Source organism: Planococcus sp. MB-3u-03, assembly GCF_002833405.1.
GTDB lineage: Bacteria > Bacillota > Bacilli > Bacillales_A > Planococcaceae > Planococcus.
The window spans coordinates 1,081,676-1,097,678 of the sequence record NZ_CP025135.1; the positions used below are offsets into that span (position 1 = coordinate 1,081,676).

Genomic DNA, 16,003 nt, shown 5'->3' on the forward strand with positions numbered 1-16,003 from the left:
TCATGGTGCTGCCTGTAAAGGAGGGACTTATGCAAAACCTGCAATTATTTGAAGGCATCGGTGTTCTGAGAAATTTATCGGTCATTGAGTTTTTCTTGTTCTTTGTTTATTTATTGTTGATACTCATCGGAAAATGGATTGCCCAAGCCGTGCTGAAACGGATCGTGACGCATGACGGTTATCAGGAGCGGATTTATCCGATTCTCGAAGATATTCTGAATTGGGTCGCCTTATACGGCAGCATTATGCTATTCCTGTTTTATTTCGGGCAGGAAGAATGGCTGACGACGCCTTTTTATGAAACGGAAGGGGTCGGCGTCTCCATTTTGCTGATCGTCGTCGCCATCATGATCGTCACGTTTTCGAGCCGCGTCGTCAAGGCGTTTAATAGTTTTGTCATGCCTTATGTCTATGGCCAGTTCGATGTGGAGCTGGGCATGAGCTATACGATCAACCGGCTCATTTACTACGCCGTGATGTTTCTGGCGATTGCGGTCAGTTTTACAATCGTCGGGCTGGACCTGCGGGCAGTAGGCATTGTCTTCAGTGTGCTCGGGATCGGCATCGGTTTCGGTGTCCGCAACATCGCCGCAAACTTTGTCTCGGGCATAATCATTTTATTTGAACGGCCGATGGAAGTCGGTGAAATGGTCGAAATCGACAAGAAAATCGGGCGCATCACGAAAATCAAATTGCGCTCGACGATCGTCGAAACCTCCAAAGACGGGACGCTTGTTGTGCCGAACCAGTATTTTATCGAGCAAATCGTCAAGAACCGCTCGGGGGCAAGGCTGTTCGCTCGTGTGGTCGTCAGTGTCGAGTACGGCTGTGATACGGAATTGGTCTCAGAATTACTGGTGCAGGCAGCGGAACGCGAAATCACAAAAGTCGACGGTGTACCTGATGAAAAGCCTGACGCCCAGTTCATCGATTTCCGCAATTCCTCGATGGATTTCCAAGTGGAAGCGCGCGTCTTGAACGTCGAAATGAAAGACCGCTTAGAAAGTCGGATCCGCCATGGCATCGCTGCCTTGTTTGTAGAACACGGCATTCGCCTTGCGTCTTTACCAGGCGAAAGAACGGAATAAAAGTAAGAAAAAACGCCTGATCTCAGAAGATCAGGCGTTTTTCTCTGTTATTGTGCTTGGATACGGGTGAATTCACCACCTGCCGCTTCGACGCGGTGAACTAAGTCGTTGTGCATTTCAAAAATCCGGCCGCTGGAGAATTCGATCATGTCGCCGTCGCGGAAATAATAGGCGACCGACTCGATCGAATTGGTCCCGTCTTGTTTTTGAAGCCGTTCTTCGACCCTTTCAAACTCTTCCCATGTATAGCTAGAGGAAGTGAAGGAGAGAGGCGGGTTGTACGTGAAGCCGTCATTGGTCATATAGTAATAATCACCGAGAGAAAAAGCGATCGACACGAGCCCGATGACGGCAACAGCGCCAGACAATAGCCAGGATTTCAAGGGCCGTTCGATCAGTGCTGCGATGAACAATGAGGCCGCTAGCAATACCATGCCCACACCGCCAAGCACGAGCGACCAGAACGACGTGCCGACGATTTCTGCCTCCGGTGTGATGGTGACGACTTTTGCCGGGTAGAACACGGCAGCTGGAACAAATAAAGCGGAAATAAGCAGAATGATGCCGAACGTAACCAAAATGATTTTTTTCTGATCGTAAAAATCAACCATCCTCTTCGTCCTCCTCTATCGAGTAATCCGGTTCTATATGTACGAGGACGACGCAATTTGGTTTCACTTTCTGGATTTTCCGTTCAATTTCTTCGGTGATCCAATGGCTTTCGACCACATTCAAATAAGGCGCGACGCTGACGGTCAAGTCGATGAACATGACATTTCCATGTGTGCGCCCTTTGAAATCGCGCAGATCCAGTACGCCCGGCACGCGTCGAATGACAACCGAAAGCGATTCGACGGCTTCTTCATCAAACGCGTCGGTCAAGGTCAACACCGATTCGCGGAAAATATCCAAAGCCGTTTTGATGATGATGAGCCCGACGAGAAAAGCAGTGATCGAATCGATCAGCGGTGCCCCGAAGATGGCCCCGATGATGCCGATTCCGGCGCCGATGCTGACAAGCGCATCCGAACGATTATCGTAGGCAGCGGCCCGGACGGCTGAACTTTTAATTTCGCGGCTCAACTTCAAGTTATAGCGGTAAACGCCATACATGATGGCTGCCGAGAAAAACGCGACGACAGCGGTCAATGGGGAAGGCGGTTCGAGAGAAGGATTGAACACCGTCTTCACTGAATTCAACAGCACTTGAAGGCCGATGACAGCCATAATGAACGACGCCAATAGGGAAGCGATGGTCTCTGCTTTCAAATGGCCGTAGTGATGGTTGTCATCCGGCGGTTTTTGAGAAATCCTCAATCCGATCAGCACAGCGACGGAAGCGACGATGTCGGTAACATTGTTCAATCCGTCAGCCTTTAGCGCTTCAGAGCCGCCCCAAAACCCGACGCCGAGTTTGAGGGCGCTTAAAAACAGGTAAGCCCCGATGCTGAGCCAGGCGCCTTTTTCTCCTTTGCGGAGATTATCGTATAATTCCATTGCAATTCATCTCCAGATTGGATTGTGGGGAAAACGGAAACGACCCTCCAAAGAGGGCCGTATCGCAAATACTATTATACAGGAAGATCTTCAGCAGGTGCTTTTTGAACTTCTAAATAAAGGATATGATGGCCGTCGACTTCTTGGATGCGGAATTCATAGCCTTGTTCGATAATTTTCTGGCCTTCGACTGCATCGAAATGCATGTCCATAAACCAGCCTCCAATCGTATCGATGTCTTCCTCGTCGATGTGAATCCCCAGAATGGCGTTCACGGTATCAAGCAATAATTTGGCGTTGAAAATATAATGGTCTTCGCCGAGCTTTTGGACGTCCGGCGCTTCGTCGACGTCGAACTCATCCTGGATATCGCCGACGATTTCTTCGAGTATATCTTCAATGGTGACAAGCCCCGAAGTACCGCCGTATTCATCGCGCAAAATGGCCATATGGATGCGTTCACGCTGAATTTTTAATAATAGTTCATTAACCGGCATTGTTTCGATGACTTGGATGACCGGCTGGATAAACGCGGACACCGGCAAATTCCCGGTGTCGCGGTTTTTCACGTAAGCGCTTAATAAATGTTTCATATTGACGACGCCGAGGACATGGTCTTTGCCGCCGTCCGTAATCGGATAGCGCGTGAATTGCTCGATTCCGTCCAATGTAAATACTTCGCGCAAACTGACATCATGGGCGATCGTGCTCATTTCCATCCGCGGAACCATGATTTCTTTGGCGATGCGCTCATCGAATTCGAAGATGCGGTTGACGTAATCAAATTCAGATACATTGATTTCACCGCTTTTCAGGCTTTCGGATAACAGCAATTTCAATTCTTCTTCGGTATGGCCCATTTCGCTGCGTGATAATTTTGGATGCCAAACAAAGCCGATATCAAGCGGGCGATGGCGCTGAATAGGAAAATGAATGGAAATAAAAGGGCATAAGCAAAGTAAGCGGTTTAGCAAGCAAGAGAATGACCTGTTCCGGATTGCGGATGGCAAAGGTCTTTCGGAAACAGCTCCCCGAATATGACTAATAGCAAAGCTACCGCCAGAAATGCCGCCAAAAGCTTATCCATCCAGCGCTTGCTGCTGGGAATCCGAGATTTTCGGCAATGGGCTGCACCGTTTCCTGTACGAGCGCGTGGCCAACCCAGCCGAGCCCAAGTACCGATAAGGCGATGCCCACTTGGCAGGCGAATAGATACGTATCGGCCTGCCCCGCAATTTTCACGGCGGCTTGTGCTTGTTTTTATTATTGGCAATCGATTCATCAAGACGTGCCGTGCGGATATTGACGATGGCGTATTCGCATGCAGAAAAGAATGCGGCAGAACCGATCAAAGCGGCGATCGCCGCAATTCGTAAAAGGTATGTCCAAATGACTCCTTTGCGCCGGTCCTGTTAAGGAAGGACGCAAAGTTTGCACCTCCTGAAAATGAAAGATGGTAGAAATGAAGACGATTCCGCTAGCAAATGCATGGCATATTCATGGGTGGGATCGGACCCTTTGTGGCAGGTAAAGCTTTTAAAAGTATACCACCAAAAGACTAATTATTCAGTAAAAATATTTACATGGATTTAATATTGAAACATATAAGCAAACCGTTATGATAGAGAAGAATCCAAAGAGAAAGGAGATGGATAGTGAATCGAAAAGAACGCTGGATGGAAATCCTGAAAGCCTCGACCAAGCTAGGCTTGACCTCGTTTGGCGGGCCAGCTGCCCATATCGGCTATTTCCGGGATGAATATGTACATAGAAGAAAATGGTTAGACGATAAAGCGTATGCAGACTTGGTGGCATTGTGCCAATTCTTGCCGGGTCCTGCAAGTTCACAAGTCGGCATCTCGATCGGCATGCTGCGCGGAGGGATTATGGGCGGATTTTATCCTGGCTCGGGTTTACTTTGCCTTCTGTCGTCGCCTTGATGATTTTCGCCATGCTGATCAGCAGCGGTTCGGTCGACATTGCTTGGCTGCAAGGCTTGAAGATCGTCGCAGTGGCGGTCGTCGCGCATGCCTTGCTCGGCATGGGGAAATCATTGACACCGGATGTTCAGCGGTTGATGATCGCCTTTGGTGCGGCCATCGCCATTTTGCTGGTGCCGACTGCCTGGGCGCAAATCGTCGTCATTCTATTGACAGGCGTCATCGGGTTTTATTGTACCGGAGAGAACAAGCGCCTGAGGCCGTCAAGCTCGCCTTGACCTTCGGCAAAAGACCGGTCTCGCCGCGTGGGGGATTTTCGGGGCATTGCTGATCGGCTTGCCTCTTATGCGCCCGTTCATCGAATCGAGCGCATTCGCGATTTTTGATATTTTCTACCGTGTCGGTGCGATCGTCTTTGGCGGGGGCCATGTTGTCTTGCCAATGCTCGAGCGTGAAGTCGTGCCTGAATGGATGACGGCAGACGCCTTCATCGCCGGATACGGTGCAGCACAGGCTGTTCCGGGGCCATTGTTTACTTTGTCTGCTTATTTGGGTCAATTGATGAACGGGGCTGGCGGCGTATTGATCGCCGTCATCGCGATGTTCTTGCCTTCATTCCTATTGGTCATCGGGACCTTGCCGTTTTGGAGCGTCATCCGCACGAAGCCTGGCATTCAAGCAGCCTTAAAAGGCATCAATGCAGGCGTTGTCGGCATTTTGCTTGCGGCGCTGTATGATCCGGTTTTCACCTCCGCCATTCAAGGGCCGGTTGACTTCGCCATTGCGATTGCCGCCTTCGGAATGTTAGTCTATTTGAAACTGGCTCCGTGGAAAGTCGTCTTGATTACGGCGCTTCTCGGTGCGCTGGCTTATGCTCTATAGAAATGGAGAGATGAGATTTGAATACGGCAATGCAGAAAGACCAACAAGATCCGTTAGCTAAATTCAAAGAACAGTTTTTTGTAGAACCAGGAACCATTTACATGGACGGGAATTCACTCGGCCTGATGTCAAAGCGTGCTGAAGCAAAGCTGGTTGCGCTTATGGATAGCTGGAAACAATTCGGCATCGAAGGCTGGACAGAAGGCGAGCATCCGTGGTTTACGCTGGCAGAGACGCTGAGCGAAAAAGCGGCGCCTTTGTTCGGGGCAGAAGCACATGAAGTGATGGTCACCGGCTCGATCACGTCGAATATCCACCAGATGCTGTCGACGGTCTATGCGCCGACAGATGAGCGTTATGTCATTTTGGTCGACGAGCTGAATTTTCCGTCTGACATTTATGCAGTAGAGAGCCATTTGCGCCTGCGCGGGCAAGATCCGGCAATCGCAATGCGCAAAGTACCAAGCCGCGACGGCTATACGCTCGAGCTGGAAGATATTTTAGCGGAAATGAAAGACGATGTTGCGGTCCTGTTGCTGCCGTCGGTTCTTTACCGAAGCGGGCAATTGCTGCCGATCCGTGAGATTACGCAAGCTGCACACAAGCACAACATCATCGCGGGATTCGACTTGGCTCACTCGGCAGGCGCCATGCCGCATAATTTGCATGCGGACGGCGTGGATTTCGCTGTGTGGTGCCATTATAAATACATGAATTCCGGTCCGGGCGGAACAGGCGGCTTGTATTTGCATGAGCGCCATCACGATTTGAATCCTGGAATAGCTGGCTGGTTCGGTTCGGACAAGGCGAAGCAATTCGACATGGACCATAGTTTCACGAAGGCTGAAGGCGCCGGTGCTTATCAGGTCGGCACGCCGAATATTTTCAGCATGGCACCGCTGATTGGCAGCCTGGAATTATTCGAAGAAGCAGGGATCGGTGAGATCCGCAACAAATCGCTGGAGTTGACGGCTATGCTGCGCGAAAGGCTTGCGGCTCTTGTGCCTTCTTTAATAGACGTCACGCCAAAAGCGGATGGACAGCGCGGAGGCCATATCGCACTCGCGCATCCTGAAGCGGCGCGCATCTGCAAAGCGTTGAAAAAAGCAGGAATCGTCCCGGATTTCCGTGCGCCGGATATTATCCGCCTTGCGCCGATCGCTTTCTACACGAGCTTTGAAGATGTAGAGAAAGTAGCGCTCGCCTTGCAGGATATTATCGAGCACGAACTTTATAAAGAATTCAGCAACGAACGAAATGTGGTGGCCTAAATGGCAAAATCGATCATAGACATTTCGATGGCGCTGGACAGTTCTACTCCGGAATGGCCGGGGGATACGCCGTTTTCCTATCGCTTATCGGTCACGAAACAGCAAAGCGGTTCGGTGAATATCGGCGAACTCAGCTCAAGCACGCATATTGGCACGCATATTGACGCGCCGTTCCATTATGATGAAAATGGCTTGAAGACTGACGAATTGCCGCTTGAGGTATATTTGACGACAGCCCAAGTGATGGACGTGTCAGGTCTGGAACAAGTGCAGCTGGATGATCTGGATGAGCTCGTGCAAGGTGTCAATGCGGTCCTGTTGAAGACGGCAGCGTGGCAAGACCGCAGCGCGTTTCCTGGAGCTTGGCCGGTATTCGACCCGGCGATCGCCGAATGGATGAAAGACAAGGGCATCCGGCTGCTCGGTGTCGATGTACCGTCTGTCGATCCTGAGACGAGCAAGGAGCTGCCGATGCATCACGCAATGAACCGCAATCAACGTTTCATCTTGGAAGGCATCGTATTGGATGATGTCGCGGCGGGTGTCTACGAACTGGCTGCATTGCCTTTGAAGATCCGCGGCGGGGAAGGCAGCCCTGTTCGTGCAGTGCTGTATAAAGAATAAAGAAAAGGCCGACAAGTCCATTTTGACTTGTCGGCCTTTTCTTTATATTTTTCACTGTGCATATTGTGATCTGAGAAACGGTTCCATTTCCTTGATATTCATCGCGATGGCATCGCAGACTTCCTGATATAAAGCCCATTTTCGTTATTGTCCGTGCTGCGGATTTCAGGGTTTGGGATATCCCAGCGCACCAATTTCTGCATCGGCAAATCGTCCGGTATATCAGCTTGTTCGAATTCCCCGTCATGCAGGGCGATGATCAAATCCGCCTGTTTCACTTCGTCCGGATTATATACGCGCTGCTCGACTGGCGGAATCTCCAAGATGATCTCTTTTAGCACTTCTATCGGAATGTCGTTGAAAGATGGTTGGTTCCATGCCGCACTTCTGATGTCCCAGTCCGGCAGCATTAAGCGGCTCGCCCAAATTTCAGCCATCAGCCCGCGATGTTGATGTGATGATAGAAAATATACAGTATGTCTCGGCATGGCTGACCCCTTCTTCCTTTCTTTATTTTCCAGCTGGTTTAATTAGTATTCTTTACCCATGTAGGGAATCTGGCAAACAGATAAATATATGATATTCATTTAATTATGTCAAAATATGTCATAAAATAAACATCCCCTCAGGATGGGGGAGTCCACATCCTAGGGGGATCATTTCACCACAAGAACGGTAGAATTGGAATCTTTGATCAGCTTGCTGCTGACAGAACCGACGAAAAATTTCTGCAATCCGGATTTCCCGCTGTTGCCGACAATCAATAGATCGATGTTCTGCTCGTCTATAAATCCGGTGATCGTCTTGATGACCGGGCCTTCAAGCGCCAAAACAGACGCTTCGGCGTTTTTGGCGTCGAGCTGCTGTTGAATGGAGTTGTGCATATGCTTCGAGTATTCCGAAGCACGGGCTGTATCCAATTCCGGCGGCGGCCGGTAGCCATCATCGCCGATTCCCTGCGGCATGAATTGTGCATACGAACTGTCTACATTTGCTGAAGTCACTGGTGCTGAAGCATGTCCTACATCCATATAGCCTGTGCGTTCCTGCGCTTCTTCGTTGACGTAGATGACTGTCAGCTTGGAGCCTGGAAGAATCTTGGAAAGTTCTATGCCTTTGTCCAGTGCCAGCCGGCTGCCCTCCGACCCGCCATATGCGATTGCAATATTCTTATACATTTCTTTCACCGCCTCAATTTGCTGTTATTCTTTTGTTCCCCCAAATATTGTAGTTGCAAACCTTTCGGGCACAACTGGCGGTAGCTGGGGGAGCGGCAGTACGACTTTTGGCTGAATTGTCATTTCAGTTCAAAATAGCTTGACAATTCAAAAAAACGAGTGGTACTCTTGAACTAACAAATATATGGAAAAGGAGGTTTGGACAATGAAAAAAATTCAAAAGGCGTTAAAAACCAATTGCATAGCATTGCCAGGCACTCCGATGATTTTTAATTGCTATTTACTTCGTAACTAGAAATATTCGGGTTGGGTCTGTGCATCCAGTCCTATTTTCAAGAGCGCATGCCTGAAAACAGGTATGCGCTCTTTTTGTGTGGTTTAAACAGCCTGGCTGCTTAAATAAATAATCGAAACTAAGGGAGAGAAGCATTATGGAAAAGCCTCATGTGAAAAAAGCACTCATCAAGGAATCGCTTGAAGGCGATTAGCCAAACTGAAAATGGAAAGGAGGCGTAATGTATGTTTGATGTTTTATGGAAATTGAAATGGTTTTTTAAAGAAAACTGGCTGCGCTATACAATCGCAGTGGTGCTCTTATTTGTAGCGAATATTCTCGAGATCGTCCCGCCTTGGCTGATCGGGGTGGCCATCGATGCCATCGCCCAGCAGGAGCTGACGGGTGATCTGCTCTGGCAGTATGTCGTCGTTTTACTTGTCGCGATGGTGCTGGCTTATGTCATCAATTTCATCTGGCAATACCAATTGTTCGGCGGGGCTTATGTCATCGAACGGCAATTGCGCTCAAGCCTGATGGGGCATTTCCTCAAGATGACGCCGACATTCTATGAGAAGAACCGGACGGGGGATTTGATGGCCCGTTCGACCAATGATTTAAAGGCGATTTCCGAGACGGCAGGATTTGGGATCTTGACACTTGTCGACTCGACTTTATACATGGCGACGATCATCGTGGCGATGGGGATTCTCGTGTCATGGGAATTGACCTTTTTAGCCATTTTGCCATTGCCGGTTCTCGCGATTGTCGTCCAATTGCTCGGCAAGAAAATCCACGAGCGCTACACGTTGGCACAGGATGCATTCGGGGATATGAACGACAGCGTCTTGGAATCGGTCGGTGGCGTCCGCGTCGTTCGGGCATATGTGCAGGAACGTTCATCTGAAAAGGAATTCCAAGACATGACGCAAGATGTTTACGAAAAGAACATGGCGGTCGAGCGCATCGATGCGCTGTTCGCGCCGGTCACGAAAGTGCTGACAGGCATCAGTTATGTCATCGGACTCGGTTATGGCGCGTTTCTTGTTTCCGAAGGGACGATGACTTTGGGCGATTTGGTTGCCTTTAACGTTTACCTCGGCATGATCGTCTGGCCGATGTTTGCGATCGGTGAATTGATCAATATCCTGCAGCGCGGCAATGCATCGATCGACCGCGTCAATGAAACTTTGGATTACGAAGAAGACGTGGTTGACCCGAAAACGACAAAAGAAACCGGGCATCCGGAGCGCATCGGCTTCCGTGATTTCGGTTTCACATATCCACAGTCGACATCGATCAACCTTCAAGGCATCAATTTATCGATGAACAGCGGGCAGACGCTCGGCATCGTCGGCAAGACGGGAAGCGGCAAAACGACATTCGTCAAACAGCTTCTGAAGGAATACCCGACAGGTGAAGGTTCCTTGACGATGAACGGCATCGAAATCAACGAACTAAGCAAAGCGCAATTGCGCGATTGGGTCGGCTATGTCCCGCAGGATCACGTCCTATTTTCACGGACCATTCTGGAGAACATCCTGTTTGGAAAAGCGGATGCGACGGAAGAGGAAGTGTCCCAGGCCATCAAGCTGTCCTATTTCGAAAAAGATTTGGCAATGTTGCCAAACGGCCTGGAAACACTGGTCGGCGAAAAAGGCGTCGCGCTTTCAGGGGGGCAAAAGCAGCGCATTTCGATCGCACGGGCGATTATCAAAAATCCGGAAATCCTCATTTTGGATGATTCCCTCTCGGCAGTTGATGCCAAGACGGAAGCCAAAATCATCGAGAACATCCAACGCGAACGGGCAGGCAAGACGACGATCATCACGACGCACCGATTGTCTGCCATCAAACACGCCGATTGGATCGTCGTGCTGGATGATGGGCGCATCATCGAAGAAGGTACGCACGAGCAATTAGTGGCAAAACAAGGCTGGTATCATGAACAATTCCTCCGCCAGCAAATCGGGGAGGTGCAATAAGATGGGAACAGGAAAACGATTAACGAATTACGCATTGCAATTCAAGGGCGTCATCATCTGGGGCTTGGTGTTCCTTGCGGTGGCGGTGGCCGCCGATTTGGCAGCGCCTTTGATTGCCATGGAAATCATCGATGAACACATCTCGGGTGCCGGGGAAATCGAATTCGGCCCGATCGCACAGCTTTTGGCCTTATTCTTCGGCTTATCGGTCGTCACGGCAGTGTTCCGCTATTTGCAGTATATCTTGCTGCAAAAAGGCGCGAACCGGGTCATCCGTAAAATGAGGACCGATGTCTTTGAACATGTCCAACGTTTGCCGATCAGCTATTTCGATAATTTGCCGGCAGGGAAAGTGGTCGCGCGCATCACCAACGACACCGAAGCGATCCGTGAGTTATTCGTCACGGTGCTTGCGCAATTCGCGACAAGCTTCATGTATATGGCAGGGATATATGCTGCCCTTTTCTATCTGGATTGGCGCATGGCGGCGATTGCCTTCGTGCTCGTGCCGCTATTGTATGGATGGATGCTCATTTACCGGAAGTATGCTTCGAACTTCAATCATGTCGTCCGTGAAAAAGTCAGTGAGATGAATGCCATGATCAATGAATCGATCCAGGGCATGAGCATCATCCAGGCGTTCCGGCGCGAGAAGCAGATGAAAGGCGAATTTGAAGAGCTCAACCAAAAGCATTTCAAATTCCAGCAGAAATTATTGGTGCTAGAAGCAGCCGCTTCGCATAATATGGTCGGCGTCTTGCGCTCGATGATTTTCGTTCTATTCATCTGGTATTTCGGCGGTGCTTCGATGAGCGGCAACACGGTAGTGACGGTCGGCGTCCTGTATGCATTCGTCGACTACATCATCCGGCTGTTCAATCCGATCAGCGGCATCGTCAACCAATTCAGCCGTCTGGAACAATCACTCGTGGCAGCTGAGCGTGTGTTCCGCTTGCTCGACCGTCCCGGTGAACCGGTCAACGACGAACGGGTCGAACGCTACCAAGGCAATGTGAGCTTTGAGCATGTATGGTTTGCGTATAAAGATGAAGACTATGTACTGAAGGATTTATCATTTGAAGCGAAGCAAGGGGAGACTGTCGCACTTGTCGGCCATACAGGATCAGGGAAAAGTTCAATCATGAATTTGCTGTTCCGTTTTTACGACGCGACAAAAGGGCAGATTTTAATCGACGGCGTCAATGTCAATGATCTGCCAAGGCAGGCAGTGCGTGAACACATGGGCATTGTGCTGCAGGATCCATATTTGTTCACCGGAACAATTGAATCCAATATCACGCTCGGAGACGAACGCGTCAGCCGTGAAAAAGCGGAAGCGGCACTTGCGGCGGTCGGCGGCGAGCGGGTCACCAAGCATTTGCCGAATGGCATCGATGAGCCCGTAGTGGAAAAAGGCAGCACGCTTTCTTCCGGACAGCGCCAGCTCGTGTCATTTGCACGGGCGCTCGCATTCGATCCAGCGATTTTGATCCTGGACGAAGCGACGTCGAATATCGACACCGAGACAGAGGAAATCATCCAGCATGCGATGGATGTATTAAAGAAAGGCCGGACGACGTTCATCATCGCCCACCGTCTGTCGACCATCAAGAATGCAGACCGCATCTTGGTGCTCGACCGGGGCGAAATCGCTGAATCCGGCACGCATGATCAATTGATGGATCATGATGGCATCTACCGCCAGATGTATCGCATCCAATCAGGGATGGCTTCTACCCAGAACGTTGGGTAAGGGGCCACCCCTTTTTTTCTTTTTAGGGGAAGCAATACGCTATTGTTGTGAAACCGGCGGCTCTATCTTTATAATATAGCTACGGCTCATGGCATAAATGAAAAAAGCGCCGGAACTTTCCCGGCGCTTCAGTCGTATACATGATAGAGCATCAGCTCATGGACCATTTTCTTGATGGCTTCCTCGTCCTGAGGCGGCGCGGATTGCCAAACAATCGAGCCATCCGGATGATACTCGCCGCGAATGCGTTCATTGCGGTAAAAGAATGAGATGTTCCAGCCGGGAAGCCGGCTGTCCTCGAACATCGGCTTGAATTTAAAATGCTGCAGCATCGGAATCCCCCTTTGATCGTCTCTTTCCATTATAGGGGAAGCGGCGCAATAGACAAAGAAGAAATGAGTGACCTTAGTTGAATATTCTACTGACATTAGTGCTGATGGCGCTGATCGGTGCCTTGATCGGCGGCATGACCAACCATTTGGCCATCAAGATGCTATTCTGGCCATACGAAGCGAAATATATCGGCAAGTTCCGCCTGCCGTTTACGCCAGGGCTGATCCCGAAGCGCCGGGATGAATTGTCGCGCCAGCTCGGCCGCACAGTGGTCGAACATTTGCTGACGCCAGAAACGTTTAAGAAGCGTTTTTTCAATGAAGCGATGCACAAGAAAACCGAGAATTGGCTCAATCGCCAATTGGACTTGCATCTGTTTTCCTCGCCTCGCACGTTCAACGAATGGCTGGAGCTTGCCAATCAACAACACATTGACCAAAAGCTTGAAGCGAAACTCGATGGATTGGTCGACCGCAACCGGGATGCCATAGATGAGTATATCGCCGGAAAAACCGTCCGGGAATTGCTTCCGGAAGCCTGGAAGCCGGGAATCGAAGAAAAGATTTTCGGCGGCGTCAAATACACTATCGGCAGAGGAACAGATTATTTCGCCTCGCCTGCAGGGCGTCAGACCGTCAAAAGTTTACTGGATGAATTTTTGGTATCGCGCGGCCGTTTCGGATCCGTGCTCCACAATTTATTCGGCGATTCGCAGTCGATCACGAATAAGACCCAATCGGAAATCATCAAATTCCTCAATTCCCCGAAAACTTTCGAGCTGCTTGGCACCTTGGCGTTCCGCGAATGGGAAAAGCTGCAGGACAAGCGTGCAGACGAGCTGCTGAAAGAATTCGACGCCGAGCCGGCCATTCTCGCCATCAAGCAGTATGTCCGCGATCAGGCAGGCATTTCACGCAGGCTGGACGCATCACTTGCAGAGACATGGCCTCGGGGGTTAGAATGGACAAGTGTCAATATTACGCCTCTCATTACGGACTTCGCGTTTGAAATGGGAGAGCAGAAGTTAGAAGAGGCCATATTGAAAATCGACATGGAAAATATGGTCAGACAGCAAGTCGATTCTCTGCCGCTCAGCCGATTGGAAGAATTGGTGCTCGGGATTTCACGGAGAGAATTCAAGATGATCACGGTATTGGGCGCATTTCTGGGGGGCTTTATCGGCATACTCCAGGGTTTGCTCGTCACGGTACTGAATTTAGGGTAGAGGAGAGATTTACATGGCAGTAAACATTTATGACGACATTAACAAATTGGAATCAACATTCCGTTCAACAGAGGAATTCCAAAAACTTCAAGAAGCGGTTGCACAAGTAACAGCAGATAGCGAAGCGAACGAATTGTTCAAGAAGTTCCGCGATTTGCAAGTTACATTGCAGCAAAAACAACAGCAAGGCGAAGAAATCACGGAAGAAGAAATGATGGGTGCTCAAGCGACAGCACAAGCTGCTCAGGAAAACCCGAAAATCTTGTCTATGCTCGAAGCTGAAATGGCCCTTAGCCAAATGATCGAAGAAGTAAATCGTGTTTTGATCAAGCCAGTACAAGAACTTTACGAAAGCATGTAATTTAGGAAAAAAAAGGATTTACGGAAAAGACACCGAATACGTAAAGATGAATGCTAATTCATTTTTACGAAGGGGTGTCTTTTTCTTATGTATCAAACGATAATGCTGAAAAAAGATGGGCGTTTGGCGCACTTGGTGCTGAATCGTCCGGATTCAATGAATGCAATGAACGCGAAAATGATGGGAGAGCTCGCGGATTGCTTTGAAAGCTTGAAAAATGACCATTCGGTTCACGCGCTGATCATTCACGGGGCAGGGCGGGCGTTTTCTGCCGGAGGCGATATTAAAGAAATGGTCGATCCCGAAAACCCGATGGATATGGATGTGGTCATGGGAGACGGCAGCCGCCTGGCCAAAGCGCTGTATACGCGGCCACAAGTGACCATTGCGGCTGTGAACGGCGCTTCCGCGGGGCTCGGGTTCAGCATGGTGCTTGCCTGCGACCATGTGGTGGCGGAAGAAAGCAGCAAATTGGCGATGAATTTCATCGGCATCGGGCTTATCCCGGACGGGGGCGGCCATTTCTTCCTGAAAGAGCGTGTCGGCGTACCGCGGGCGAAGCAATTGATTTGGGCTGGCCAAGTGCTGACAGCGCATGATGCCCTCGCCAAAGGATTGATCGAAGAAGTGACGGCGGAAGGCAGGGGCTTGGAACAGGCGGAGAAATACGCGCATGAAGTGCTTGCCTCTCCGGTTGCTGCGATGCTGAAATCGAAAGAAATCCTGCACGGCTTGAAGCTTTCGGAGTTGGATGAAGTGCTCGCAGGCGAAGCAGCCGGGCAATCGGCGATGCGTAAAACGGCAGACCATCTCGAAGGTATACAAGCCTTTGTCGAAAAGCGCAAGCCTGCTTTTAAAGGGAAATGAAAAGAATGGCGGGTTTCCGCCATTCTTTTTTCTATGGAGAAAAAAGAACAAAAAGAACAAACACGACAACCGTGTTTGTTACAGAGTATTGAAGAAGTCCATTAATCCATTACGAATTAGAATGGAGTCGTTTTTTCTACATTCAATAATCAATGATCTATCTAAGTATTTGAAGAAGCGTTCGCTCGTAAACCCTTCTGCTCAATAATGCTGCGCATTACTTTCGCAAAGATAAGGTCTCCCGTAGGTCGACCATATCTTTCCAGTGGATCAGCGAGACGGCCAAGACCCCGCAAGGAATGAATGAGCGAAGTTTAGCTGAGCGCATTCATTTGCGACGCTTGAGCGAAGCGAAAGTTGAGCAAACGGGTTTTCTGCGATGCTCGAACGCAGTGAGAGTTGAGCAAAAGGTTTTCGAAGCGACTGAGGAGGCTTGGGCGCGAGCCCACGGAAAGCGAGCGATAAGCTTCGGAAAATACGGTTTCTTACCTTTCTCGACAAGCTAGAAAAAACACGGCGGCTGCCGTGTTTTTTAGGTATGGAACAATAAGAGTTTGCCGGCTGGAGATGCAAGCCGGTGGGTTTTTTCGCTCAGCGCTTTTTCTTCGAGCAGCGCAAGCCCTTGTTCTTTCGCCTCGTCGTCCGTCTCCGCGGTGAAAGTTTCTTCTGTAATCAATTCGCCGGTTTTTTCGAAAGCAGTCAGTTTATAAGTTCTCATATTCGGC

18 protein-coding genes and 1 pseudogene are annotated in these 16,003 nt (G+C 49.8%); 11 read left to right on the forward strand and 8 right to left on the reverse strand.

All coding sequences use genetic code 11. The annotated features are described in order from the left end of the window. The first annotated feature begins 29 nt into the window (after positions 1-29). Positions 30-1,088, forward strand: coding sequence for a mechanosensitive ion channel family protein (locus CW734_RS06645; RefSeq protein ID WP_101189927.1), 1,059 nt, complete (start codon positions 30-32; stop codon positions 1,086-1,088). 47 nt (positions 1,089-1,135) lie between these two features. On the opposite strand, the gene CW734_RS06650 is transcribed toward CW734_RS06645, so the two are convergent. The 4 genes from CW734_RS06650 to CW734_RS19625 form a co-directional block, all read right to left on the reverse strand. After that, a complete protein-coding gene (locus CW734_RS06650) occupies positions 1,136-1,699 on the reverse strand; it encodes a hypothetical protein (protein WP_101189928.1) in 564 nt (187 codons plus the stop codon). Then, positions 1,692-2,585: a cation diffusion facilitator family transporter gene (locus tag CW734_RS06655; protein ID WP_101189929.1), complete on the reverse strand. Its 894-nt coding sequence runs from the start codon at positions 2,583-2,585 to the stop codon at positions 1,692-1,694. The genes CW734_RS06650 and CW734_RS06655 overlap by 8 nt, the downstream gene beginning before the upstream one ends. Positions 2,586-2,659: 74 nt before the next feature. Then, complete coding sequence (locus CW734_RS19620; RefSeq protein ID WP_332871028.1) at positions 2,660-3,445, reverse strand: hemolysin family protein; 786 nt, start codon at positions 3,443-3,445, stop codon at positions 2,660-2,662. A gap of 193 nt (positions 3,446-3,638) precedes the next feature. Then, positions 3,639-3,827: a hypothetical protein gene (locus tag CW734_RS19625; RefSeq protein WP_332871029.1), complete on the reverse strand. Its 189-nt coding sequence runs from the start codon at positions 3,825-3,827 to the stop codon at positions 3,639-3,641. A gap of 12 nt (positions 3,828-3,839) precedes the next feature. Here CW734_RS19625 and CW734_RS19630 point away from each other — a divergent pair, with 12 nt between their 5' ends. From CW734_RS19630 to kynB, 5 genes and pseudogenes are all read left to right on the forward strand, one after another. Beyond that, positions 3,840-4,001: a hypothetical protein gene (locus tag CW734_RS19630; RefSeq protein ID WP_332871030.1), complete on the forward strand. Its 162-nt coding sequence runs from the start codon at positions 3,840-3,842 to the stop codon at positions 3,999-4,001. Between the two features lie 260 nt (positions 4,002-4,261). Next, positions 4,262-4,803 (forward strand): annotated as a pseudogene (gene chrA / locus CW734_RS18730) (chromate efflux transporter). 46 nt (positions 4,804-4,849) lie between these two features. Beyond that, positions 4,850-5,407 (forward strand): chromate transporter, encoded by a 558-nt coding sequence (locus tag CW734_RS18735; RefSeq protein WP_232787185.1) that lies wholly within the window; start codon positions 4,850-4,852, stop codon positions 5,405-5,407. 29 nt (positions 5,408-5,436) lie between these two features. Further along, positions 5,437-6,678, forward strand: a complete 1,242-nt coding sequence (kynU, locus tag CW734_RS06670) for a kynureninase (protein ID WP_101192157.1) — start codon at positions 5,437-5,439, stop codon at positions 6,676-6,678. Next, entirely contained in the window at positions 6,679-7,302 is a 624-nt protein-coding gene (gene kynB / locus CW734_RS06675; protein ID WP_101189930.1) for an arylformamidase, read from the forward strand. Between the two features lie 98 nt (positions 7,303-7,400). Here kynB and CW734_RS06680 read toward each other — a convergent pair whose 3' ends face one another. Both CW734_RS06680 and CW734_RS06685 read right to left on the reverse strand, forming a co-directional pair. Continuing rightward, a complete protein-coding gene (locus CW734_RS06680) occupies positions 7,401-7,790 on the reverse strand; it encodes a low molecular weight phosphatase family protein (protein WP_232787186.1) in 390 nt (129 codons plus the stop codon). A 168-nt stretch (positions 7,791-7,958) separates the two neighbouring features. After that, complete coding sequence (locus CW734_RS06685) at positions 7,959-8,480, reverse strand: universal stress protein (protein ID WP_101189931.1); 522 nt, start codon at positions 8,478-8,480, stop codon at positions 7,959-7,961. Positions 8,481-8,999: 519 nt separating this feature from the next. On the opposite strand from CW734_RS06685, the gene CW734_RS06690 reads away from it, so the two are divergent. Beyond that, positions 9,000-10,739 carry an ABC transporter ATP-binding protein gene (locus CW734_RS06690; protein WP_101189932.1) on the forward strand — a complete coding sequence of 580 codons (1,740 nt, stop codon included), beginning with the start codon at positions 9,000-9,002 and terminating at the stop codon, positions 10,737-10,739. A gap of 1 nt (position 10,740) precedes the next feature. Continuing rightward, positions 10,741-12,492 (forward strand): ABC transporter ATP-binding protein, encoded by a 1,752-nt coding sequence (locus CW734_RS06695; RefSeq protein WP_101189933.1) that lies wholly within the window; start codon positions 10,741-10,743, stop codon positions 12,490-12,492. 128 nt (positions 12,493-12,620) lie between these two features. On the opposite strand, the gene CW734_RS06700 is transcribed toward CW734_RS06695, so the two are convergent. Then, entirely contained in the window at positions 12,621-12,824 is a 204-nt protein-coding gene (locus CW734_RS06700; RefSeq protein ID WP_058381306.1) for a YheE family protein, read from the reverse strand. Between the two features lie 77 nt (positions 12,825-12,901). Between CW734_RS06700 and CW734_RS06705 the strand changes: the two genes are divergently transcribed. The 3 genes from CW734_RS06705 (at position 12,902) to CW734_RS06715 (ending at position 15,278) form a co-directional block, all read left to right on the forward strand. Beyond that, complete coding sequence (locus CW734_RS06705) at positions 12,902-14,050, forward strand: DUF445 domain-containing protein (RefSeq protein WP_232787187.1); 1,149 nt, start codon at positions 12,902-12,904, stop codon at positions 14,048-14,050. 13 nt (positions 14,051-14,063) lie between these two features. Further along, positions 14,064-14,411, forward strand: a complete 348-nt coding sequence (locus CW734_RS06710) for a YlbF family regulator (protein WP_101189934.1) — start codon at positions 14,064-14,066, stop codon at positions 14,409-14,411. Positions 14,412-14,498: 87 nt separating this feature from the next. Then, the gene (locus CW734_RS06715; protein WP_101189935.1) at positions 14,499-15,278 is read left to right on the forward strand and encodes an enoyl-CoA hydratase; all 780 of its coding nucleotides are present in this window, start codon (positions 14,499-14,501) and stop codon (positions 15,276-15,278) included. 532 nt (positions 15,279-15,810) lie between these two features. Here the strand turns inward: CW734_RS06715 and CW734_RS06720 are convergent. Further along, on the reverse strand, positions 15,811-15,996 hold the full coding sequence (locus tag CW734_RS06720) for a YhzD family protein (RefSeq protein ID WP_101189936.1): 186 nt from the start codon (positions 15,994-15,996) through the stop codon (positions 15,811-15,813). Positions 15,997-16,003 lie beyond the last annotated feature (7 nt).